Below are 22,213 nucleotides of genomic sequence, written 5' to 3'. Positions count from 1 at the left end.
GTGAGATCCACTTTTGGAGCGTAGCGACAAAAGTTAGCTCACCGCCCGCCCCTCCGAACGCGAAGTCCTGCAGAAGCCGCCCGAACCGTGTTCGCGTAAGCATAGTAGCGTTGAAAAAGAGAAGTAGTCACCTGCTTTTCATTGACATGTTCTTTTTTCAACAACATGTAAAGCCGGTACTTCATTTTACCGGCGTTATTTTGTATCTATCAGCGTTAGCAGCGTTTAAAAGATTCCTTCCAGTGCGTTTAATTGACCTTTCAGCTGTTCTTCATCCAATCCATCGCCAATCACAACGATCACGGTCGGAAGCTTCATCGGCTGCGGCTGAAAAAACGGTACCCCATAGGCATATTGAAACAGCTCCGGCCGCTCGCCAGAATCCTCAAATTTCACAAACCCTTTAATTCGAAGCACGGTATCCGGCAGCTGCTCCACCCATTTGATAAAAGCGGCTCGCGGTACGTGGTTGACGAACTCATACGCAAATGTGCGAACGTGCAGATGAAGGTGTGCGTGGTGCTGTCTTGCTGCTTTTTGTCCGCCGCCAAAAAAAATGCCGCCCTCGACTTTGCCGAAATCCATCGTTCGGAGATCTACTTTTTCATTTAATGCTCTGATTTCCTTTTTCACTTGCTCCACTTGTTCGCTGCTGGCCAGATCGGTTTTCGTTAAAGCAACAGCATCGCTCCAGCGTGCTTGATCCTCCATAAGCTTTCGATGAGCGATTGGCAGACGCTGCCGCTCCAGCCAGCGTATGCAGTCAACAAGTGTCAAAATGCCTTTTACGTCAATTTGCATCGCAATCAAAGGCGACGTGCAGGCGTCCAGCACTTCCATCGGATGCGCGGCACCTGTTGTTTCAATATAGATAACATCTGGCCGGTGCTCTTTATAGAGGGTCAGCAGCTCTACTTCAATTTCGTCCTTAATCGTGCAGCAAATGCAGCCGTTGAGCATATCACGCACAGCTGTATCTTCGCCGAGAACCGCTGAATCCACAGAAAGTGAACCGATTTCGTTCATTAAAACAGCTGTTTTTCTTCCAGCCTGTTTTTCCTTTTGCAGTAATTGAAGCAATAGCGTTGTTTTTCCGCTTCCTAAAAAGCCGCCAATAATATAAAGTTCTGTTTTCATCCGTACCTGCCTTTCTTAAATCAACATAATTCCGATTTAGTTTCTAGTTGTATTTTACACGTTCTCTTGTTTTTTCACAAAACAAAAAGCAGGAAAATAGATTCCTGCCTTACTCAGGTTTCATCACGGGCGCCAATTTTTCAGTAATAAGAGTCATGAGGGCATTCAAGTCGGTTTCCTGCTGCTCTCCATGTGAGTGTACTTCCTGCATCATTTCAAGCAATGCCTGCTGTTCACGGGACATACTGTATCTCCTTTAAATATGTTACATGTCCCATTCCCGCTCCTTTACTCATTAAAACGAGTCAAAAGTCACATTTATTGGGCCTTCTCTTCAATTTCCACCCAGTCATGCGCCCAATGCTCAATTTCATCAATCACAGGCCGCAGCGACCGTCCTTTTTCTGTTAACGTATATTCAACACGAACCGGTACTTCTGCATACACCTTTCGCGTAACAATGCCTTCATCTTCTAACTCCTTTAAACGCTCTGTCAGCAGCTTTCCACTGATCGGAAAGCCCGCTTTAATCTCAGAAAAGCGCTGCGGTCCATCCAGCAGCTGCTTCACGACAAGACCTGTCCATCGCTTTCCTAAAAGCTGCATTGCTTTCTCCACTTTCGGACAAAGATTCATTTGATCACCTCTTTTGTATGATCTAATTATACCTTATTTTAGCCAAAAATGATATCTTTCAACTTTTTAAAACTAAGTATTGATTCGTAACTAAAAAAAGACATTCAGATCGTACACCTGAATGTCTTTTTTATTATGCGCGGCCGCTCGTTTTGAACTCTTTCATCTTCGTTTTGGCCGCTTCCTTCACCGCTTCAATGGCTGGAAGCAGAATGAGACGCGGTTCATACACATCTGGATTATCTGCCAGGGTTTTGCGTACAGAAGCGGTCCATGCCTGAATGTTTTCGGTGTTCACGTTGACTTTGGCATGGCCGAGTTCAATCGCCCGGTGAAGCTGGTGAAGCGGGATGCCCGATCCGCCGTGCAACACGAGCGGAGCCGCTGTTTTTTCTGAAATCTCTTTCATTTCGTCGAATCCGAGCTTTGGCTCTCCTTGATATGGACCGTGAACGGAGCCGAGTGCCGCTGCAAGGGCATCAATGCCTGTCTCGCCGACGATCCGGACACACTCGTCGATATCCGCGTATTGAATGCCGCCAACCATGCCATCTTCCTGACCGCCTACGGTTCCTACTTCGGCTTCGACACTGACCCCTTTTTCCTTCGCGTACGTGACAACTTCCCTCGTCATTGCAATGTTTTCATCAATGGGGCTGTGTGAGCCATCAATCATGACAGACGTGTAGCCTGCATCAATGGCTTGTTTGCACCGGTCCACACTCATGCCATGATCCAAATGCAGCGCGACGGGAACCGTAATGTTCAGCTCTTCCATTAATGCATTTACCATCACGGCAACCGTTTTAAAGCCGCCAAGGTAATCAACAAGCCGGTCGGATGAAGCCAAAATAATCGGCGCCTGTTCTTCTTCTGCCGCCAGCAAAAACGCTTGAGCAAATTCCAAGCCGTTCATATTAAACTGACCGACCGCATAGCCTTCCTGTTTCGCTTCTTGAAGCATTTCTTTCATTGAAACTAACGCCATCTTCCTCACGCCTCTTCGTTTATTTTAAATACCGTGCTGTGACCATTTTCTTGCGTGTATAAAATTCGACGCCGTCTTTGCCGTTCGCATGCAGATCGCCGTAAAATGAATTTTTGTAGCCCGAGAATGGGAAGAACGCCATTGGAGCTGGGACGCCAACGTTAATGCCGAGCATGCCCGCATGAATCGTTTCCCGGAACTGACGCACAGCGGCTGCGCTGTCTGTATACAGGCAAGCACCGTTTGCAAGTGTAGATTCGTTGGCCACTTGAACGCCTTCTGCTAGATCCTTCACACGCACAATCGACAAAACCGGCGCAAAAATTTCATCCTGCCAAATCGACATTTCCTGTGTCACGTGATCGAAAATCGTCGCGCCGAGGAAATAGCCGTCGCCTTTCGCCGCTGCGTCCTCACGTCCATCACGTACAAGCGTCGCGCCCTGTTCGATGCCGGCTTCAATGTAGCCGATCGTCCGCTCTTTTGCCCCTTCGCGGATGATGGGGCCGAGGAACACGCCGTCATCTAAACCGTTGCCGATTTTAATGTTGTCCGCTGATTCTTTCAGCTTGGCGATGAATTCATCGGCGATGCTGTCTTCTACTGCCACAACCGCTGCGGCCATGCAGCGCTCGCCCGCTGAGCCGAATGCCGCTGCCGTTACTTCCTTCGCCGCCAAATCCAGATTCGCATCAGAAAGCACAATCGAGTGGTTTTTCGCGCCAGCAAGCGCCTGCACGCGTTTCAAGTTGGCGGCACCCGTTTTGTATACATATTCGGCGACCGGCTGGGAGCCGACAAAGGAGATGGCTTTGACTTCTGGGTGCTCCAGCAAGCCGTTTACGACGTCATGCGCACCGTTGACAATATTCAGTACGCCGTCAGGAAGGCCGGCTTCTTTAAACAAGTCGACAAGCTTCGCCGCAAGTAACGGCGTACGCTCGGACGGCTTCATGACGAACGTATTTCCGCACGCAATCGCCAGCGGGTACATCCAGCATGGCACCATCATCGGGAAGTTGAACGGGGTGATCCCGCCAACAACGCCAACCGGGTAGCGGTACATGCCGGATTCAATGTTCGTCGCGATATCCGGAAGCTGGCTGCCCATCATGAGCGTCGGCGCACCGGCGGCAAACTCGACGCATTCAATGCCGCGCTGCACTTCGCCCATTGCTTCCGACAGGCTTTTGCCGTTTTCAATCGTGATTAACTTCGCGAGCTCCTCCCAGTTGTCAACGAGCAGCTGCTGGTACTTGAACAGAATGCGGGCGCGCTTTGGTACAGCCGTTTGCGACCAGGATTGAAACGCTTTCTCTGCTGCTTCAACTGCCCGTTGAACATCCTCTTTTGACGACAATGGCACCTGTGCGATCTCTTCGCCGGTTGCCGGGTTGACGACCATTTCAAATCCACCTGACACCGAGTCCACCCATTCACCATTAATGTAATTTTTCAACTTTTCTATGTTTGTCATCTCAATTCCTCCTTTATTTCTTTTTCATATCCTCATAATAAGCCAAAAAATCCATCATGTAAATAATAATTAACTAAAATAATATCAAAAGTTAATCAAAATATACTCATAGAAATGAAGTTATGTTTCTTTAAAGGGAAAAGTAATGATATAACGAGTAAATATTGATAGTATTAAAGAAAAATAGACGCTTAAAGGATGAGCACAACGCATGATTAAAGAACAGCGTATTAGCCAAATCAAACAATACATTGAGAGCCGCCAGTCTGTTGCCCTGGATGAACTCGTTTCTGTTTTTCAAGTCTCTAAAAATACCATCCGCCGTGACGTCCAGGAGCTTGTTGACAGCGGCGAGTTCACAAAAATATACGGGGGTGTCAAAGCGAAAGAACCGAAGACACTGGAGTCCTTTCAAACCCGAAAGGTACGCAATCAGTCTGCCAAAACAGCCATTGGGCTGGCCGCAGCGCGCTTTGTCGAGGATGGGGACATTATTTTTGTCGATTCTGGCACAACGACGCTGGAAATGTTCGAGGGAATTTGCGAAAAAGAGATCACCATCGTGACAAACAATTTAGCTTTTATCACGCGCGCACTGCCATTTGACCGTTTAACCGTCATCGTCATCGGCGGTATGCTTGAGCGCAAAACAAATGCCCTTGGGAGTCCGCAAAATGTGGAGCTTTTAAAAACATACAATATTACGAAAGCGTTTATGGCGTCCACCGGCATTTCCATTTCAAACGGGGTCACCAATTCCTCTTCGCTTGAAACCGAGCTGAAGCGAATGGTTATCGAGCGCAGCCAGCACAGATTTCTGTTAATTGATCAGTTGAAAATAAACCGCTACGGCTTGACTACTTACTGTAAGCTGAGTGACATCGACTGCATCATTACCGATGCCGACTTGCCCGAAGAATACATCCAGTATGCCAGGCAGTATCAAATTCAGATCATCAAAGGAGAATGAAAAAAAGCCGGCGCTTTAGCCGGCTTTATTAGATATGTTTAAGAAGCAAGTACAAGAGGTGAGAACAAAATATACATGCCGACCATTACGATAATGACTACTGCCGACACCCATTTTCTATGCTTCCATGGTGTCAAATCGACTTTATTTGTGCCTTCTTTGAAGACAAACGGCTTGTCGAGCGGCTTCAGCCTGCCAATCAGCCACATAACGAACACATCTGCCAGGAATAAAAAGCCAAGCACATACAAATAATGAATGTCTGCTAACACAATCTTGGATAAACCGTAAATGATGATGTGAAAGACAAAGGTAATTTTCGCTGCAAAAGCGGTTACATATTTGGAGTAAAAGCCGAGAATTACAAGCGCCAGCAGCGGCATGCTGTACACGCCATTAAATTCCTGTACGACTGCGTACAATCCGTCTGAAGCAAAGGAAATAAATGGCGCAATAACGACGGATATAACCCCAACTGCAATCGTCACCAGCTTTCCAGCACGCGCCACCTGTCTGTCTGACGCATCTTTCTTGATGATCGGCTTGTAAAAATCAAGCGTAAACAATGTTGCAGTCGCATTTAATGCACCGACAAATGAGCTTAAAATCGCGCCAAAAATTACAGCGGCGAAAATGCCATATGCCCATTCCGGCAAGATAGCGGTCACAAGTGAAGGGTACGCATTATCCGGTGTTGGCAGTGTATCGCCAAACATATTGTATGAAATGATCCCCGGGAACACGAGAAACAATGCACCGAAGATTTTGAAGAATCCGACATATAAAGCTCCTTTTTGCCCTTCCTTTAAGCTTTTTCCTGCCAGCGTTTTTTGGACAATCATTTGATTGGTGCACCAGAAAAACAAATTATTAAAGAGCATGCCCATAAACAGTGTCGGCCAGGGTACGATGTTGGAGTCAGCTGGACCAATCGCATTCAGCATGTGAGGTGTCTCCGTCCGGACTGTTTCAATTCCGCTGAAAAAGCTGCCGTCTCCAAGCACTGTAAGCCCCAATATAGGAATCGATAAACCGCCAATAAGCAGACCTGCCCCATAAATTGTATCGCTGAATGCGCTAAGCGACAGCCCGCCAATGAGCAAATATAAAAGACCCGCGATGCCAATACCGCCTGCAATCACTCCAACAGCTGTCAGTGGCTCCACACCAAGCGCTCGGTCCACTTGAAAGATTTTATTAAACACCAGTGCTCCGGAGTACAGTACAACCGGAAGAAACGATGTCATGTATGTAAAAATAAACAGTGCTGATACAACTCTTTTCGTCGTCGTATCATAGCGAATTTCAATAAAGTCTGAAACAGTATTGACACCATACTTTAAATACTTTGGCAAAAAGATAAGCGCCAGACAAACGCAGGCAATGGCAGATGTCACTTCCCAGGCCATAACTTCCATTCCGCCCATGTAGCTTTGTCCATTCTGTCCGACGATTTGCTCGGTAGACAGGTTCGTCATAATGATCGTGCCGGCAATTGTCACCCCGGTTAGGCTCCGTCCGCCTAAAAAGTACCCTTCCGCGCTATTATTGTCAACAGCACGGCTTTTTTTGAAAGCAAACAAGCAAATACTTCCTACAATTAAAATAAAGAGAAAAACTGAAAGAACACTCAACTGTATCACTCCTGTTGTTATCAAAAATACAAAAACTGCTTGCGTTACCCGTGATCCCATTCCTTCAGCTGTCGAAGAGAATCTTGGTAGTAACGGCTGATCACCTGTACATAATTACCTTCTTTCACAGGGGTAAAGGGGTTCGGTCCTTCCGCCGTCATCTCCATAATGATGGGACCGCTGTAACCCATCTCATGCAACGTTATGATTTGATGGCGAAGGTCTGCATGGCCGTTTCCAATGGCCTGCCGATTTGAGTCGGCTATATGATAAACACCTAGACGGGCTCCAGCCGTGCGGATTGCTTCGACCGGATTCGCCTCTTCAATATTCATATGGTATGCATCTAGCAGCAAGGTCAGTTGCGGACTGCCAACTTCATCAACTAGCCGGCACGCTTCTTTCGCTGTCACAACCTGATGGCTCTCATATCGATTTAATACTTCATACACGACATCAACGCCCAACTGCTCCGCTTTATTCATGATTACTCGGCAGCTGTCGATCAAATACACCCAATCCTTCTCCACAATTCCGCATCCAACCGTCTTGCCTACCATCCCATGCAAACAAATCCGCTTTGCACCAAGTTCTTTTGCCCAAGCTACTAGTTGAACAAAATATTCAACAGCGGCTGCTCTCGTTTGATCATTTTCACTTGAAATATCCACGTTTTTCGGTGTTACAGACAAGGGCTTTAAGCCAAACGATTGAAGCGTCAACGCTAATTGCAGCGGATCTTGTGACAAATCCCCTTCCACTTCAACGCCGTCCACACCAATCTCCTTTGCTATTTGGCATTTTTCCTCGAGAGAACAGTCTCCGATTGTCCATAAGCATAAACCATATTCTCTGCTCACCTGCATCGCTCCTTTTAAAAAGAAAAGGTGCCTTTAAAAAATGAGCACTCCTGCCTCACACTTTAAAGGTTCACCTCTATCACTTATCCATATTTAACTGAAAAATTTCATCCGACTTTTTCGGCTGAGGCTTTTGCAAGCAATGCTTCATTTATATACCGGCGCGCAATCAATGCGTATTCAAGCGGATGGGCAACGGCCGGGTCTTGTTCTGCCTCAATGACAATCCAGCCTTCATATCCAATTTGTTCAAGCGCATGAAACGGTTTTCTGAAATCGATGCAGCCATCTCCGGGTACCGTAAACAAACCGGTCAGAAAGGAATTTTTGAAGGAATGCCCTTGTCCCTTACAGTCCGTCATGACGTCTGCCCGGACATCTTTAAAGTGAATATGCTTGATCCGGTTCATATGCTTTTCAAGGAGCGGCATGTAATCACCGTCCGAGACGTAAATATGGCCTGTGTCATACAGAAGGTGCACGTGATTCGGGTCCGTTCCTTCCATGAGCCGGTCGATTTCGTCCAGCGTCTGCACCCCTGTGCCAAGGTGATGGTGAAAAACGAGCTTTAAGCCGTATTCATTGGCGATCCGGCCGAGCTCATTCAGCCCGCTGCACAGCTTGCTCCATTCTTCGTCTGTGAAGTATGGCTTGTCCGTAAAAACGTTTCGATCGGTTCCTTGAATGCTGTACGTCTGCTCGGAAACAACAGCGACCGCCGCGTTTACTTCTTTTAAATAGGCGCAGTGCGCGTGAAAGTCCTTCGAAGCCTGCTCAAGGCCGTCCCGAATAATGAAGCTAGAAAACCACTGGCCGGCAATCTTCAGGTTGCGCAGCTTCAGCTCTTTGTTTAAAATGGCCGGCTCGGGGAAGAAGCCGCCGACTTCTGTCCCGTCAAATCCTGCCACAACGATATCGCTTAACAAGTGCGACAGCGTGTTTTCTGCGCCAATTTCCGGAATGTCGTCATTCCGCCAGCCGATTGGGGCAATACCCCATAAAATGTCTCCCATGATGCAGCCCCCTTAATACGCCTTCGCTGTTTTTAATTTCTCTGCACGCGCAGCGTATGCTTTTTGCACACTTTCCGATTCCGATACCTCGGCCACTCCGACGTTCCACCAGCCATCGTACCCATCTGACATCGTCTTCGGCAGCACTTTCATTTCAATGAGCGTGGAAACGGACTGCTTTTTCGCATCTTCAATGGCCGCCGCAAGCTCTTCAGCTGTATTGGCTTTATATGATTTAGCTCCATAGGCTTCAGCCAGTTTCGCATAGTCAATATTCATAATCTGATGGTCATGCGTACGGAATTCACAGAAATAGCTGCCGCCGCCGTTGTCCATTTGCAGATTATTAATGCAGCCGTAGCCCGAGTTATCAAACAGGAGAATGTTGATCTTCTGTCCGTATTGAATCGCCGTGACAAGCTCGGTATGAAGCATCAGGAAACTGCCATCCCCAACCGCCGCATACACTTCACGATCCGGATGAGCCAGCTTTGCCCCTAGCGCACCGGCCACCTCGTAGCCCATGCACGAGTAGCCGTATTCTAGATGGTACGTATTCGGCACATCCGAATGCCAGAGCCGCTGTAAATCCCCTGGCAGCGACCCGGCCGAGCCGACCACAATGCTGCCAGGCTCAACGGCTTCATTAGCCGTAATCAAGGCCGACGTCTGTGTAAATTCGGTCCCCAATGCATCCGCATATTCATTCAGATTGTCCTGTGAAAACTGCTCCTTGATTTCAGGCGAAAAATCATCTCGGCTGAAGGTCACATTTGCCAGCCGATCGCGTTCTGCCAGCCATTCCGTTTTCCATTCTGAAAGTGAGGCGCCGAATGCTGTTTCGTAGCCGTCCAAAAGCGGTGCCAGCTGCTCCAGCGCTGCTTTGGCATCGGCCACAACCTGAAACGCGTCCATCTTATACGCCTGCAAACGGCTCACGTTTATGTTTAGGAATGAAGTTGTGTCAAAATCAAATTGTGTTTTCGAAGACGTTGTAAAGTCGGTGTAGCGCGTGCCGACGCCGATGACAAGGTCTGCTTCTGCCGCTGCTCTGTTGGCCGCAGAGGTACCCAAAATACCCAGTCCACCCAAATTATTTTGGAATGATACCTCAACAGTTGATTTGCCTGCCTGTGTTTCCACGAGCGGAATGTTGTGTTTTTCCGAAAGTTGCTTTAAGATGTCGCGGGCACCGGAATAGCGGGCACCGCCGCCGACAATGATCATCGGTTTTTTGCTTGCCTTGATGCGCTCCGCTGCCCCGTCCAACTCCCGCTGAATGGCTGGCTTACGATCTAAATAGTGAACACGTTTTTCAAAAAACGATTCTGGATAGTCAAACGCTTCGCCTTCCACATCCTGTGCGATGCAGATGGTCGCCGGGCCGGCTTTCGACGGATCCGTCATCACTTCAAAGGCACGGATGAGGGCTGACATGATTTGTTCCGGACGCGTCACCCGGTCCCAGTAGCGGGAAACCGCCATAAACGCTTCGTTCGTGGTGACCGCTGTGCTGTGCTCGTGCTCGAGCTGCTGCAGCACCGGGTCTGGCTGGCGCGAGGCGAACGTATCCGCCGGAAGCAGGAGCACCGGGATGTTATTCGCCAGTGCCGTGCCCGCGGCAGCGATCAAGTTGGCCGAGCCTGGGCCCGCCGATGTCGTCACCGCATAAATTTTGCGGCGCAGCTTTTCACGGCTGAAGGCGATTGCCGCATGGGCCATCCCCTGCTCATTTTTGCCCTGGTACACCTTTAAGTGGCCCGGGTCCTGCTCGAGCGCCTGGCCGATGCCCAGCACGTTGCCGTGGCCGAAAATGTTAAACATGCCTTCCACGAATGGCGTTTCTTCGCCATCCACTTGAATATACTGTTGATTTAAAAATCGAATTAACGCTTGCGCGGTTGTTAATCTTACTGTTCTCATGTTATGTCATCTCTTTTCAATCAAAATTTATACGTGTACGCCTGCTTCAATCAGCTGCTCAATGTCAGAAGCAATAGGCATCGCATCGGACGAGCTGTGCTTGCTGACCACGATGGACGCGGAGGCGCTTCCATATTTCAGTGCCGTTTCAATGTCCTTGCCGCTGACCAGGGCATAAAGAAAGGCGGAAGCATATGAATCTCCTGCGCCGAATGTTTTTAAGACGTTTGTTTTGTAAGCGCGGGCGCGGAAGGTCTCGCCTGTTTTGGCATACGCATACGACCCTTCTACCCCGTGCTTGATCACGACAAGATCAGCCGAATGGTTGAATAGGTTTTCAATCGTGGCATTGTTGTCGCCGTTTTTTATGTTTTCCATTACATCAAACTCATCGCGCGTGCCGATGACGATATCCGACTGCTCGGCGACCAGCATGTAATACACCGCTGTTTCGTCCGGCGACGTCCATGTGTACGGGCGGTAGTCCAGTTCAAAGACAATTTTCACGCCGTGCTTTTTCGCCAGGCTGACGGCTTTTAAAACGGCTTCCCGTGACGGGCTTTTGGCGAGCGCTGTACCGGACACCAACAGGATTTTCGCTTGCTGGATGTAGTCTTCGCTCACTTCAGATGGCTCAAGATAGAGATCCGCTACATCATCCCGGTACATGAGGATGCTGCACTCGTCCGGGCTTAAAATTTCCGTGAACGCCAGGCCTGTTTTGTGGCCCTCTTTGTCTGTCACCATGTTTGATGTATCGATACCGGCATTACGCATGTACTGCTCGATAAACCGACCGTGCTGATCATCGGCTAATTTGCCGATAAAACCAACGTTCAGTCCAAGCTTCGCGCTGCCGATTGCCACGTTGGCCGGCGAGCCGCCGACGTATTTCGTAAACGTCATCGTCTCTTCCATCGGCTGGTTGTATTCGTTTGCATTTAAGTCGATGCAGGCACGCCCGATCGCGATCACATCAAGTTCTTTTTTATTATTAAATGTATAATTCATCCGGCTTCACCGCTCCTTTAATTGGGTTAACGTTTTAAAATCCACTCATGGTCTGGATCATTGTGAAACTTCCAAATCCGTGTCGGGCCAGCCATGACATTTAAATAATATGACTTATAGCCATCCGGTACGCCAACTGGATGGTAGCCTGCAGGAACCAGGACCACATCGCTGTTTTCCACCGTCATCGTTTCGTCAATCGACCGGTCATCGGTATATACGCGCTGGAACACAAAGCCCTGCGGCGGGTTCATTTCATGGTAATACGATTCTTCCAAAAACGACTCATCTGGAAGATTGTCCTGGTCGTGCTTGTGCGGCGGGTAGCTGGACCAGTTTCCGTTTTCTGTATAAACCTCAACGACAAGCAAGCTGTTGGCCGTTGGGTCAGAGTCCGGTAAAATGTTGTGCACCATCCGTTTATTACTCAGAATGCCCCGGTTTTCAACGGCGACATCGGATGCTTTAATGTGTTTGGTCGGAAGCTGATCCTGAGATGGCGAGTAGCACAATGCTACGCGGGCAGCCGTTGCGCCTTCTACTTGAAATGTTTGATCATTGGATACGTAGACGCTGTCTGTCGGCATTTTCTCAAACACATTTTCACGTGTACCAAGGTTACGGAATTTTTCGCTTCCCACGGTGACATGAATCTTGCCCGTAAGTGCGACAATGCAGCATTCTGTTTTAGACAGTGATTCCGTATACTTGGCGCCAGGAGACAAGTCAATGACTTTAAATCCGACATATTCGAGAGGAGAATTTTCAAGTGTTAGGTCATGAACGAGTGTAACGCCTTTTGACTGGTTTTTTTTCATTGGTTTTTGAAGCAATCGACTCATCTTATGTACCTCCTGTTTGAATAGGAAGGGCTGTTGAACACAGCCCCCTCCAATTATTTCATGTAGCGTGCTGTAACCATTTTCTTGCGTGTATAAAACTCGACGCCGTCTTTGCCGTTCGCATGCAGGTCGCCGTAGAATGAATTTTTGTAGCCCGAGAATGGGAAGAACGCCATTGGTGCCGGGACGCCGACGTTAATGCCGAGCATGCCCGCATCGATTGTTTCCCGGAACTGGCGTACAGCGGCTGCGCTATCCGTGTACAGGCAGGCGCCATTCGCGAGTGTGGATTCATTCGCCACTTGAACGCCTTCTGCCAAATCTTTTACGCGGACAATCGAAAGAACCGGCGCAAAAATTTCATCCTGCCAAATCGACATTTCCTGTGTCACGTGATCGAAAATCGTCGCGCCGAGGAAATAGCCGTCCCCTTTCGCCGCTGCATCCTCGCGTCCATCGCGCACAAGCGTCGCACCCTGCTCGATGCCGGCTTCAATGTAGCCAATCGTCCGTTCTTTCGCTCCTTCGCGGATGATCGGGCCAAGGAACACGCCGTCGTCCAGGCCGTTGCCGATTTTAATGTTGTCCGCGGCTTCTTTCAGCTTGGCGATGAATTCATCGGCGATGCTGTCTTCTACGGCCACAACCGCTGCCGCCATGCAGCGCTCGCCGGCTGAGCCGAATGCCGCTGCCGTGACTTCTTTCGCCGCCAAATCCAAGTTTGCATCGGCCAGCACAATCGAGTGGTTTTTCGCACCAGCCAGTGCCTGCACGCGTTTCAAGTTCGCTGCGCCTGTTTTGTACACATATTCGGCGACCGGCTGCGAGCCAACAAAGGAGATCGCTTTTACGTCCGGGTGCTCTAATAAGCCGTTGACCACATCGTGTGCGCCGTTCACAATATTCAGCACCCCGTCAGGAAGGCCGGCTTCTTTAAACAAGTCGACTAATTTTGCCGCGAGCAACGGTGTACGCTCGGATGGCTTCAAAACAAATGTGTTGCCGCACGCGATCGCCAGCGGGTACATCCAGCACGGCACCATCATTGGGAAATTGAATGGGGTGATCCCGCCGACAACACCCACCGGGTAGCGGTACATGCCGGATTCAATGTTCGTCGCAATGTCCGGGAGCTGACTGCCCATCATGAGCGTCGGCGCACCGGCGGCAAACTCCACACATTCAATGCCGCGCTGCACTTCACCCATTGCTTCAGACAAGCTTTTTCCGTTTTCAATCGTGATCAGCTTCGCCAGCTCTTCCCAATTGTCGACGAGCAGCTGCTGGTACTTGAACAAGATGCGGGCGCGCTTTGGCACCGCTGTTTGCGACCAGGATTGAAACGCTTTCTCTGCTGCTTCAACTGCCCGTTGAACATCCTCTTTTGACGACAATGGCACCTGTGCGATCTCTTCGCCGGTTGCCGGGTTCACGACCGTTTCGAATTTACCTGAAACTGAGTCCATCCATTCCCCATTTATATAGTTCTGCAAGAATTGTAATTCCGAATGTACAGTTGACATATGTAGTCCTCCTCAAAATGGTGTGAACTATTTCTTGTGACGGTGTTCGAACAAACACTCTTTAAATTGGTTTCTCTTTTTTAAATTGATACTTCTCTATTCTCTTTTAAAGATATATTCGCAGCTTCAGAAACTTCTAACGCTTTTAATCCGTCCCGGGCCGTTACGGCAGAGTTGTTTCCTTCAAGAATATCAGTAAAAAAAGCGATTAGTTCCAAGCTATACGCATCATAAAAGCGCTCTGAGAATCCTGGCAATATATCATGTGATTTTCCGGATTTCGTTAACACATTCACGTTATGGTAGCGAAGATCATGGCCAATTTGTATGGTCCCTTCTGTTCCCACTACTTCTGCGCGAATATCATATCCATAGTGAGCATTTCGGCTTGCTTCAATGTCTCCCGCAGCTCCGGACTCAAAGCGGATAAAGCTAAGTGCATGGTCAACATCGTTGTATTCCGACATAAAGGGATACTTCAATATGCTCCCTTTTGTATCAATCGATTTTATTTCTGAACTAATTAAAAAACGAGCAATATCGAAATCATGAATGGAAACATCCGTAATAATGCCCCCGCTGTTTTGAATATAATCAGGGGGTGGTGCTTGCGGATCCCTTGATACCCCTCTGAAATAAATCGGTTTCCCTATATCTCCAGCAGCAATCCGTCGCTTTGCTTCTGCATAGGCAGGGTCAAACCGTCTCATAAATCCAACCTGGCAAAACGTTTGACTCAGTTCTATCTTCTTGGTTATTTCTTTTGCTTCTTCTACCGTCAGTGTTAATGGCTTTTCAATAAAAATCGCTTTCTTAGTGTCAGACGCCTTTTTTAACAAGTCAAAATGGGTGCTTGTAGGCGTAGTGATAATCACAGCTTGGATGAGTTCATCTTGAAAAACGTCTTCTGGATTCGTTGTGAAACGAGTAATGCCCAATTTTGAAGCGACTTTTTCCGCTCGTTCTAAATCTACGTCACAAACAGTAGACACCTCAACGTGTTGAATTCGTGATGCATTTAAAGCGTGCCAATACCCAAGCCGGCCCAAACCGATTACCGCACAGCGTATTTTAGCAGTCATCATTCGTCTCCTTTTGGATGAGTCATTATATTTATTATTGTTGAACAGACTTATTAAGCTTGTTCACTATGCGGAAAATTCTTTGGCAAAGGACTTGGCTGTGAGCATGTGCTTTTCACTTGATAAAATAATTGCTGAGCTGATGATGTCAGCAGTCCTGTCATCGCTTCAAGAGCATGATAAGCCATTTCAGAACTCGCCCGCTCGGGTCGGTGATCCCGTATAGCGTAGGCCATGTCAGCCAATCCAATACCCCGGGTATCTTCAGTGTAGGGATGTTCACTTACGATTTCCTTCCAGTCTTTGAAACGGTCCATTCGTGGGAGCTGTCTCCACCGGGAGTGATCTTTTGTTCTGATCAGCAGTGGTCCCCCAAATAGGTTGGGGCCATGAAAGGGGTCGATATCATTGATCAGCAGTGTACCTTCTGTACCATATATCTCGATCCTAGGCAATTCAGAATCCTAGACATCGTAGCTTGTCACAAGGGTTGCCAGCACCCCATTTTTAAATTGAAGACTTCCGGTCACATGCGTTGGTACTTCCACGTCTATCTGTCTTTCCTTCGAAGGAACAGTTCTCTTCAAATAGGTCTTTTTCGCCATCCCGCTGCAGGTGACAACCGGTCCCAGCAGAGAAATTAAAGCGGTTACATAATAAGGCCCGATATCCAAAAGCGGTCCCGCACCTTCTTTAAATAAAAAATCCGGATTTGGATGAATCCATTCAGGTCCCGGGTAAACCACAAACGCACTTGCTCCCAAAGGCTCGCCGATTATACCGTTATCTATCACTTCTCTACACGCCTGAAGCCTGCCCCCGAGAAACGTATCTGGTGCGCAGCCCACACGCAGCCCTTTCTCTTTAGCGACATCCAATATCTTTTTCGCATCCCTCAGATTAGCTGCAAGAGGCTTTTCGGAATAGACATGCTTTCCTGCTTCCAATGCGGCCAGCGTCATTTCAGCATGAACATCCGGAGTCGTCAGGTTGAGAATAATATCGAGATCCGGATCATGGATTAATTCATCAATAGTGCAGGCTTTAGGTATTTGATATTTTTCCGCTTTGCTTTTTGCCTTTTCCATGTTCCGGCTTGCACATGCTTTTATTTGAATAATGTCAAATGTACTGCACGTACGGAAATATATATCACTAATCTCCCCGCATCCTAAAAGACCCACATTAAATTTTCTCTTCATGGCTTCCTCCCTCTCTTTATTTTTCCGCTTTATCCTTTCTTGCTGTTTCGCTGGCGCAGTACGTCCACATAAACCGCTGCAATAATAACAATACCGATCACAGCCATCTGAAAATCTGCTGAAACGTTTAGCAAGTTCAATCCATTGCGCAATACTGCAATGATGAGCGCTCCAATTAATGTCCCCCATACGGTTCCAACTCCACCGAAGAAACTGGCTCCGCCAATAATAACCGCTGCGATGGCATCTAGCTCATAAGAAAGACCCGCAAGCGGAAAAGCGGAATTTACACGACCGACCATGACAAGACCAGCTAAACCAGCCATCAGTCCACTTACGGTGTAAACAATAATTAAAATGCGGTCTACATTGATTCCTGATAAATGGGCCGCTTCACGATTGCCACCAATTGCATAAATATAGCGTCCTGTCTGCGTTCTTGTTAAAAAAATATGGAAAATAATATACACGAAGATGACCAGCACAAAACTGACAGGAATCGGGCCAACAAACTCCCGACCTAAATATTGAATCAAATAAGGAAAGCCTGCAATTGGCGCAGCAGCTGTTATAATAAGCGCCAGACCGCGTGCGATATTCATTGTTCCAAGTGTTGAGATGAATGGATGCGGCAGGCGAAGCTTTGTAAGCAGTAAGCCGTTCAGCAACCCAAATCCAGCTCCCACAGCCAGACAAACAATGATTCCAACAACGGGGCTCATACCCATATTCACAGAGACAATACCCATTGTCATAATCGAAATGGCCAGGATGGAGCCAACGGACAAGTCGATGCCTGCCGTTAAGATTGGCAGCAGCATGCCAATGGCTAATAGAGCATTGATTGACGACTGGCGGGCGATATTCATAATATTATTAACCGTCAGGAATTTGTCCGACATAAAGGTCAAAACCACCGTTAAAATGATGAGTCCGATTAACGCACCGAATTTACTTAAAAACCACTTCCATGAATGATCTCTCGCTGTTTTTTGTTTTTCCATCGTTGCTTCACTCATTTCCTTCACCCTCCTGTAGCCGCTTTCATTACTTCCGAAGCGGAATCTTCGTTTGCTGTCGCTGCTTTCATTATTCTTTCCTGTGTGGCATGACCGATTGGGAGGTTAGCTGTAATCCTGCCTTCACTCATAACCAGCACCCGATCGCACATGCCGATAATCTCCGGCAGATCAGAAGAAATCATAAGCACAACTGCACCATTTTCCACCAGCTGATTCATTAAGCGGTAAACTTCAACCTTTGCTCCCACATCGATTCCACGTGTAGGCTCATCGAAAATAAATACTTTCGCTTCTGTACAAAGCCATTTAGCAATGACGACCTTTTGCTGGTTGCCTCCGCTCAGTTTTCGTGCATTTAATTCGACGTCGCTCGGGCGTACCTTTAACTCTTTAATATACTCTTCTGCTTTTGTGCGGATATTTTTCAAGTCAACGAGTTGCATGGAATTCCGAAACATTTTCATATTGGCCAATGCTATATTGAAATCGAGCGGCTGATCGAGCAGCAGTCCTTCGTTTTTTCGATCTTCCGTAATAAAGGCAATCCCTGCTTTAATGGCATCTTTAGGCGACTTGATCTTCACAAGCTGACCATCGATAAAAATTTCACCTCCATGATGAGCATCTGCTCCAAAAATAGCTCGGGCCATTTCGGTCCGCCCCGCTCCAACCAAGCCGGACACTCCGACAATTTCACCGTAATTCACTTGAAAGTTAACAGGCTCTTTTGTTCCATCCACTAATAGGTTTTCCACCCGAAATCCTTCTTTGCCAAGCGCAAATGATTTTTTCGGATATTTCTCATCCAGCGACCGGCCAACCATCAATTCAATCCAGTAGTCCGTCGACGTTTTTGAAACATCAAGTGTTTCAATTTTAAAGCCATCTCGTAAAATCGTAATCCGGTCACCCATCCGCTTAATTTCATCCAGCCGATGTGAAATGAACACAATCGCTATGCCTTTTTTCGTCAGGGATTCAACTGTGCTGTATAATTGCTCGACCTCTGCTCCGCTTAAGCTGGCTGTAGGCTCGTCCATGATAATTAATTTGGCGTCAATGGTCAGCGCCTTTGCTATTTCGACTAGCTGCTGCTGTCCAATCCCTAGTTCCTCTAGCGGCCGGTCGGCTAAATCCCGGTTTTGACCTAGCTGCTCTAAGTATTCCCCCGCTTTTTTTCTCATTTCTTTCTGGTTCAGCATAGACCGTCGACTGCCATTTTTCAGCTCGCGTCCTAGAAAAATGTTCTCGTACACTTTCAGCTGTGGAACGACATTTAGCTCCTGATAAATCGTCGCAATTCCCAGTTCCATCGAATCCTGTGGCGTGTTGATCTTAACCAACTGATCTTCCCAGTACACCTCACCGGCACCTTTTTGGTAGGCACCTGTTAAAATTTTGATAAGTGTTGATTTGCCAGCGCCGTTTTCACCTAAAAGTACGTGCACTTCCCCCGGATAAACATCCAAATCAATTCCCTTAAGGACATGATTGTTGGAAAAGCTTTTTTTAATTCCTTTTACTGACAGCAACCTTTTTCTTTGATTGGTCATTTGATCGGAACTCCTTTCTCTATTAAGTCTAACGCCACTATCAAAATATATTTCTGGTTGAAGCATGCCGGAAATGGGAGAGCGTCCATTCTTTCGTGACTGTTGCAAAACTTTCAGATCAATTGTAAGAATGGACGCACCGACCATGCTGCTTCATCCGGCATCATAAGAATTACTGAATTTCCTGCAAATGTTCCTCTGCATTTTCTTCGGTTACTACTTTAATTGGCGTCGGAATGCGTTTTTCAATTTCATCTCCATTGATCGCTTTCACGGCATTTTCTACACCCATGTAGCCCATATCGAAAGGGCTCTGCGCCACAGAAGCGGCCAGCTTTCCATTAATGATCAATTCGGTTGCTTCTTCTCCTCCATTGATCCCAACGATTGGAATTTGGACGCCTGCTTGATCTGTTGCACTTAATGCACCAATCGCCATATCATCGTTTGCCGCAAAAACACCAGCAAGATCACTGTGGTTTTGCAGAATAGCATCAATAACAGCAGCTGCTTCAAATTTGTCACTATCTGCTGGCAGTTGAGCAGCAATTTCAATTCCCGCTGCTTCTAGCGCCTCTTTTGCTCCATCAATTCGTTCATCTGTTGCGAGATTTCCTTTTGCACCCTCAACAAGCGCCACCTTATCGCCTTCTTTTAATAAAGAAGCCAGATATTCTCCTGCTTCTTTGCCAGCAGAGAAATTATCGGTGCCGATAAAGGTCACTTTGTCTTCCCAGTCAGCGTCCGTATCAACTAACAGAACAGGAATATCGCTGGATTTAGCCAGGTCAAAAACATTTGCCACAGTGGATGGCTGTGAAGGTGCAACAACCAGTGCATCCGCACTCTGGCTGATTGCATTATCAATCATGTTAACTTGATCAATCACGTCAGCTTCTGATGGAGGGCCATTTACTTCAACACTTACGCCTAAATCTTCTGCCGCTTGCTTTGCTCCTGCTTCAACACTCTTCCAATATGGATGGCTCAACGTTTTTAAAATCATTTGCACCTGTAAATCTTCTGTATTGCCGGCCGACCCGTTTCCTTCTTCTGACTGGCCGGAACACCCCGCCAGCGCCAAAACTCCTGTGCATAAAATGGCCAATAATGTTGAACGCTTTTTCATTCTTTATTCCTCCCCCAATGTCCAAATAGCCGTTCTTTTCCAAAAAAATGTTTTGTTACGCTTTAATCCGTTCTATTGAGATGTTTCTTAAATAGTCCATTGTTCTCTTGGCAATCGGGTACGGCTTGTCGAACGGAGCAGGGTACATATCCTGCTCCACAATCGCCCATCCATTAAAATCAATATCAGATAAGACCTGAAAGAATGCTTCCATATCGACTGCGCCACGTTCCGGCTCACACATAATGTCTTCGCTCACAGCTTTGGCAAACGGCCATTTCTCTTTTTTCATTTGTTCTCTGACCGCAAAATCACAGCTTTTAATATGAAGATAAGGAATTCTTTCGTGATGTTTTTTCATAAACGAAACAGGATCGCCATCTGTGTAAGCGTGATGCCCTGTGTCCAGGCATAGGTCAATATCTGTATCGTTTAACAAGCGCTCAATTTGCACTTCTGTTTCAATATGACTTTGTGCATGAGGATGAAAAACGACTTGCAGGCCATATTTCGTTTTGGCATGCGCTTTAATCCTGTTAATATTTTGTATGAAGTGCTCCCACTGCTCTTGATCCAGTAGTTCAGGACGTAAAAGTTCTCCGGTAAACAGGTCTGTATAGCAGTCATCAATTAAGACGACATACTTTGCCTCTGGAAACTTCAACTGCAGCACGGCCATTTCATCCAATAACGCAATCAACTCATCGGTTTTTTGACTAGATGTCAGATCTCCTACTAGAGTTGTTGCTGTCAGCGCCAGGTTTCGCTTCTCAAGCTCCTGCTTCAGCCGAGCATAATCATTCGGCAAGTATCCCCACGGTCCAAGCTCAATACCCTTATATCCCGCCTCAGCCATTTCGTTCATGCAACGCTCCCAAGGAATTTGCTTATCATTTTCTGGAAACCAGACTCCCCAAGAATCCGGTGCTGTTCCTATTTTCATTCTCATACAGTCAGTCCACCTTTCGTTTGCATGCTCACCCATGTCTGCTGTTTTGCCGATTCTAGGATAGCGCTTACAGTATTGTCGATTTGAGCGCCAAACTCGAAGTCACAGCTATAAGGGCTTCCTATTGAAATAGCAGAAAGCAGTTCATGGGCTTCCAGGACCTTCATGTCGTTATAGCCAATTGCAATGCCCGCAGCGGGATAAAAAGCACTGTAGCCTTTATGCTCTGGACTTAAGAAGACCGTCCGGAATCCTCGGTCTGCTTCTTGATCAGCGTGAAAGTAGACATTCACTTCATTCATGCGTTCAAGGGAATAATGAACAGTTCCTTCTGTTCCTTGAATCTCGTAGAACAAATAATTTTTTCTCCCCGTTGCAATCCGGCTAGATGAAATCGTGCCAACTGCACCGTTTTCGTACTCAATCAGCATGGAGATTACATCATCATTTTCGACTTCTGCCATCTCATTTGAGCCTGGAGAAACAGGCCGCTGTTTTATAACCGTTTTTGCCAATGCGTTAACACGGTCCATATTCCCCAGTAAAAACTGTGAAAGGCTCAGAAGATGAGAACCGAGGTCTCCAAGAGCTCCGGAGCCAGAAAATTTATTAATATGTCGCCATGTGATCGGCAGTGTCGGGTCAAGCAAACCATCCTGATCGTACGTTCCCAAAAATTTGGTGATTTCTCCAAGCTTGCCTGAATCGATTAATTCTTTAATATACGCACTTGCTGGGTTCATTACGTTATTGTAGCCTACATAATTGACAACCCCTTTTTGTTTGGCAAGTTTGGCCAGTTCAAGAGATTGTTCAGCTGATAGCGTAAGCGGTTTCTCGCAATATACATGCTTTCCATTTTCTAGTGCTGCTTTTGCTACTTCATAATGAAAAGCATTCGGTGTGGCAATGTCGACCACATCTACGTCAGAGTCAGAGACGAGTTCTTTCCAATCATTTGTCCATCTCGCATATCCAAGCTGCTTGCACGCATGCAGTGCTGCTTCTTCACTTACATCTGATACCATTTCAAATACGGGCTTTCCAAATTCAGGCCCGAAATTCATTAAAGCGTTTACAAAAGAGTTCGTATGCGCTTTCCCCATCCACCCTGCTCCAACTAATCCAATCTTGACTTCCATTTGATTTCCTCCTAATATGTTTGTTTATTGCTTTCTGATTATCATTCTATTACACTGATTTAGTAATTACATTACGATTTTTTGCTTTAAAATATAAGATTATTGCTTTTATCTAAAAAA

General features: G+C 47.1%; 21 protein-coding genes. 1 reads left to right on the top strand and 20 read right to left on the bottom strand.

Going from position 1 to position 22,213, the window contains the following annotated elements:
* Positions 1 to 225: 225 nt before the first annotated feature.
* The 5 genes from BW952_RS09280 to BW952_RS09265 form a co-directional block, all read right to left on the bottom strand.
* Positions 226 to 1,137, bottom strand: coding sequence for a CobW family GTP-binding protein (locus BW952_RS09280; protein WP_045852593.1), 912 nt, complete (start codon positions 1,135 to 1,137; stop codon positions 226 to 228).
* 109 nt (positions 1,138 to 1,246) lie between these two features.
* Complete coding sequence (locus BW952_RS19795) at positions 1,247 to 1,381, bottom strand: hypothetical protein (RefSeq protein ID WP_269430745.1); 135 nt, start codon at positions 1,379 to 1,381, stop codon at positions 1,247 to 1,249.
* Positions 1,382 to 1,455: 74 nt separating this feature from the next.
* Complete coding sequence (locus BW952_RS09275) at positions 1,456 to 1,773, bottom strand: winged helix-turn-helix transcriptional regulator (protein ID WP_045852594.1); 318 nt, start codon at positions 1,771 to 1,773, stop codon at positions 1,456 to 1,458.
* 133 nt (positions 1,774 to 1,906) lie between these two features.
* Entirely contained in the window at positions 1,907 to 2,761 is an 855-nt protein-coding gene (fba, locus tag BW952_RS09270) for a class II fructose-1,6-bisphosphate aldolase (protein ID WP_045852595.1), read from the bottom strand.
* 19 nt (positions 2,762 to 2,780) lie between these two features.
* Positions 2,781 to 4,238 (bottom strand): CoA-acylating methylmalonate-semialdehyde dehydrogenase, encoded by a 1,458-nt coding sequence (locus tag BW952_RS09265; protein WP_045852596.1) that lies wholly within the window; start codon positions 4,236 to 4,238, stop codon positions 2,781 to 2,783.
* Positions 4,239 to 4,449: 211 nt separating this feature from the next.
* On the opposite strand from BW952_RS09265, the gene BW952_RS09260 reads away from it, so the two are divergent.
* Complete coding sequence (locus BW952_RS09260) at positions 4,450 to 5,208, top strand: DeoR/GlpR family DNA-binding transcription regulator (RefSeq protein ID WP_045852597.1); 759 nt, start codon at positions 4,450 to 4,452, stop codon at positions 5,206 to 5,208.
* 38 nt (positions 5,209 to 5,246) lie between these two features.
* Here the strand turns inward: BW952_RS09260 and BW952_RS09255 are convergent, their stop codons facing one another.
* From BW952_RS09255 to BW952_RS09190, 15 genes are all read right to left on the bottom strand, one after another.
* Positions 5,247 to 6,842: a solute:sodium symporter family transporter gene (locus tag BW952_RS09255; RefSeq protein ID WP_045852598.1), complete on the bottom strand. Its 1,596-nt coding sequence runs from the start codon at positions 6,840 to 6,842 to the stop codon at positions 5,247 to 5,249.
* A 44-nt stretch (positions 6,843 to 6,886) separates the two neighbouring features.
* Positions 6,887 to 7,702 (bottom strand): sugar phosphate isomerase/epimerase family protein, encoded by an 816-nt coding sequence (locus tag BW952_RS09250; protein ID WP_052698568.1) that lies wholly within the window; start codon positions 7,700 to 7,702, stop codon positions 6,887 to 6,889.
* A gap of 107 nt (positions 7,703 to 7,809) precedes the next feature.
* Positions 7,810 to 8,715, bottom strand: coding sequence for a myo-inosose-2 dehydratase (gene iolE / locus BW952_RS09245; RefSeq protein WP_045852600.1), 906 nt, complete (start codon positions 8,713 to 8,715; stop codon positions 7,810 to 7,812).
* Positions 8,716 to 8,727: 12 nt separating this feature from the next.
* Positions 8,728 to 10,638, bottom strand: coding sequence for a 3D-(3,5/4)-trihydroxycyclohexane-1,2-dione acylhydrolase (decyclizing) (iolD, locus tag BW952_RS09240; protein WP_076496260.1), 1,911 nt, complete (start codon positions 10,636 to 10,638; stop codon positions 8,728 to 8,730).
* Between the two features lie 27 nt (positions 10,639 to 10,665).
* On the bottom strand, positions 10,666 to 11,649 hold the full coding sequence (gene iolC, locus BW952_RS09235; protein ID WP_045849847.1) for a 5-dehydro-2-deoxygluconokinase: 984 nt from the start codon (positions 11,647 to 11,649) through the stop codon (positions 10,666 to 10,668).
* Positions 11,650 to 11,675: 26 nt separating this feature from the next.
* Positions 11,676 to 12,491 carry a 5-deoxy-glucuronate isomerase gene (gene iolB / locus BW952_RS09230; protein WP_045849848.1) on the bottom strand — a complete coding sequence of 272 codons (816 nt, stop codon included), beginning with the start codon at positions 12,489 to 12,491 and terminating at the stop codon, positions 11,676 to 11,678.
* Positions 12,492 to 12,544: 53 nt separating this feature from the next.
* On the bottom strand, positions 12,545 to 14,014 hold the full coding sequence (locus BW952_RS09225; RefSeq protein ID WP_045849849.1) for a CoA-acylating methylmalonate-semialdehyde dehydrogenase: 1,470 nt from the start codon (positions 14,012 to 14,014) through the stop codon (positions 12,545 to 12,547).
* Positions 14,015 to 14,094: 80 nt separating this feature from the next.
* On the bottom strand, positions 14,095 to 15,096 hold the full coding sequence (locus tag BW952_RS09220) for a Gfo/Idh/MocA family oxidoreductase (protein ID WP_045849850.1): 1,002 nt from the start codon (positions 15,094 to 15,096) through the stop codon (positions 14,095 to 14,097).
* Positions 15,097 to 15,149: 53 nt separating this feature from the next.
* Complete coding sequence (locus BW952_RS19670) at positions 15,150 to 15,413, bottom strand: hypothetical protein (RefSeq protein WP_231581308.1); 264 nt, start codon at positions 15,411 to 15,413, stop codon at positions 15,150 to 15,152.
* 147 nt (positions 15,414 to 15,560) lie between these two features.
* Complete coding sequence (locus BW952_RS19665; protein ID WP_231581310.1) at positions 15,561 to 16,298, bottom strand: Gfo/Idh/MocA family protein; 738 nt, start codon at positions 16,296 to 16,298, stop codon at positions 15,561 to 15,563.
* A 29-nt stretch (positions 16,299 to 16,327) separates the two neighbouring features.
* Complete coding sequence (locus BW952_RS09210; RefSeq protein WP_045849851.1) at positions 16,328 to 17,317, bottom strand: ABC transporter permease; 990 nt, start codon at positions 17,315 to 17,317, stop codon at positions 16,328 to 16,330.
* A gap of 5 nt (positions 17,318 to 17,322) precedes the next feature.
* The gene (locus tag BW952_RS09205) at positions 17,323 to 18,873 is read right to left on the bottom strand and encodes a sugar ABC transporter ATP-binding protein (RefSeq protein ID WP_045849852.1); all 1,551 of its coding nucleotides are present in this window, start codon (positions 18,871 to 18,873) and stop codon (positions 17,323 to 17,325) included.
* Between the two features lie 172 nt (positions 18,874 to 19,045).
* Positions 19,046 to 20,002: a sugar ABC transporter substrate-binding protein gene (locus BW952_RS09200; protein WP_045849853.1), complete on the bottom strand. Its 957-nt coding sequence runs from the start codon at positions 20,000 to 20,002 to the stop codon at positions 19,046 to 19,048.
* A gap of 55 nt (positions 20,003 to 20,057) precedes the next feature.
* Positions 20,058 to 20,951: a sugar phosphate isomerase/epimerase family protein gene (locus tag BW952_RS09195; RefSeq protein ID WP_045849854.1), complete on the bottom strand. Its 894-nt coding sequence runs from the start codon at positions 20,949 to 20,951 to the stop codon at positions 20,058 to 20,060.
* Entirely contained in the window at positions 20,948 to 22,093 is a 1,146-nt protein-coding gene (locus tag BW952_RS09190) for a Gfo/Idh/MocA family protein (protein WP_045849855.1), read from the bottom strand. The genes BW952_RS09195 and BW952_RS09190 overlap by 4 nt, the downstream gene beginning before the upstream one ends.
* Positions 22,094 to 22,213: the final 120 nt, after the last annotated feature.

Source organism: Domibacillus enclensis, assembly GCF_900156125.1.
In the GTDB taxonomy this organism is placed as follows: Bacteria; Bacillota; Bacilli; order Bacillales; family Domibacillaceae; genus Domibacillus; species Domibacillus enclensis.
Note: the sequence above shows the minus strand (reverse complement) of the source record. Positions and strands in the feature narration are given on the sequence as shown.

Coding starts and splice junctions, on each gene's coding strand:
- BW952_RS09280 (WP_045852593.1), bottom strand. CDS start 1,137: ATGAAAACAGAACTTTATATTATTGGCGGCTTTTTAGGAAGCGGAAAA.
- BW952_RS19795 (WP_269430745.1), bottom strand. CDS start 1,381: ATGTCCCGTGAACAGCAGGCATTGCTTGAAATGATGCAGGAAGTACAC.
- BW952_RS09275 (WP_045852594.1), bottom strand. CDS start 1,773: ATGAATCTTTGTCCGAAAGTGGAGAAAGCAATGCAGCTTTTAGGAAAG.
- fba (WP_045852595.1), bottom strand. CDS start 2,761: ATGGCGTTAGTTTCAATGAAAGAAATGCTTCAAGAAGCGAAACAGGAA.
- BW952_RS09265 (WP_045852596.1), bottom strand. CDS start 4,238: ATGACAAACATAGAAAAGTTGAAAAATTACATTAATGGTGAATGGGTG.
- BW952_RS09260 (WP_045852597.1), top strand. CDS start 4,450: ATGATTAAAGAACAGCGTATTAGCCAAATCAAACAATACATTGAGAGC.
- iolE (WP_045852600.1), bottom strand. CDS start 8,715: ATGGGAGACATTTTATGGGGTATTGCCCCAATCGGCTGGCGGAATGAC.
- iolD (WP_076496260.1), bottom strand. CDS start 10,638: ATGAGAACAGTAAGATTAACAACCGCGCAAGCGTTAATTCGATTTTTA.
- iolC (WP_045849847.1), bottom strand. CDS start 11,649: ATGAATTATACATTTAATAATAAAAAAGAACTTGATGTGATCGCGATC.
- iolB (WP_045849848.1), bottom strand. CDS start 12,491: ATGAGTCGATTGCTTCAAAAACCAATGAAAAAAAACCAGTCAAAAGGC.
- BW952_RS09225 (WP_045849849.1), bottom strand. CDS start 14,014: ATGTCAACTGTACATTCGGAATTACAATTCTTGCAGAACTATATAAAT.
- BW952_RS09220 (WP_045849850.1), bottom strand. CDS start 15,096: ATGACTGCTAAAATACGCTGTGCGGTAATCGGTTTGGGCCGGCTTGGG.
- BW952_RS19670 (WP_231581308.1), bottom strand. CDS start 15,413: ATGGACCGTTTCAAAGACTGGAAGGAAATCGTAAGTGAACATCCCTAC.
- BW952_RS19665 (WP_231581310.1), bottom strand. CDS start 16,298: ATGAAGAGAAAATTTAATGTGGGTCTTTTAGGATGCGGGGAGATTAGT.
- BW952_RS09210 (WP_045849851.1), bottom strand. CDS start 17,317: ATGAGTGAAGCAACGATGGAAAAACAAAAAACAGCGAGAGATCATTCA.
- BW952_RS09205 (WP_045849852.1), bottom strand. CDS start 18,873: ATGACCAATCAAAGAAAAAGGTTGCTGTCAGTAAAAGGAATTAAAAAA.
- BW952_RS09200 (WP_045849853.1), bottom strand. CDS start 20,002: ATGAAAAAGCGTTCAACATTATTGGCCATTTTATGCACAGGAGTTTTG.
- BW952_RS09195 (WP_045849854.1), bottom strand. CDS start 20,951: ATGAGAATGAAAATAGGAACAGCACCGGATTCTTGGGGAGTCTGGTTT.
- BW952_RS09190 (WP_045849855.1), bottom strand. CDS start 22,093: ATGGAAGTCAAGATTGGATTAGTTGGAGCAGGGTGGATGGGGAAAGCG.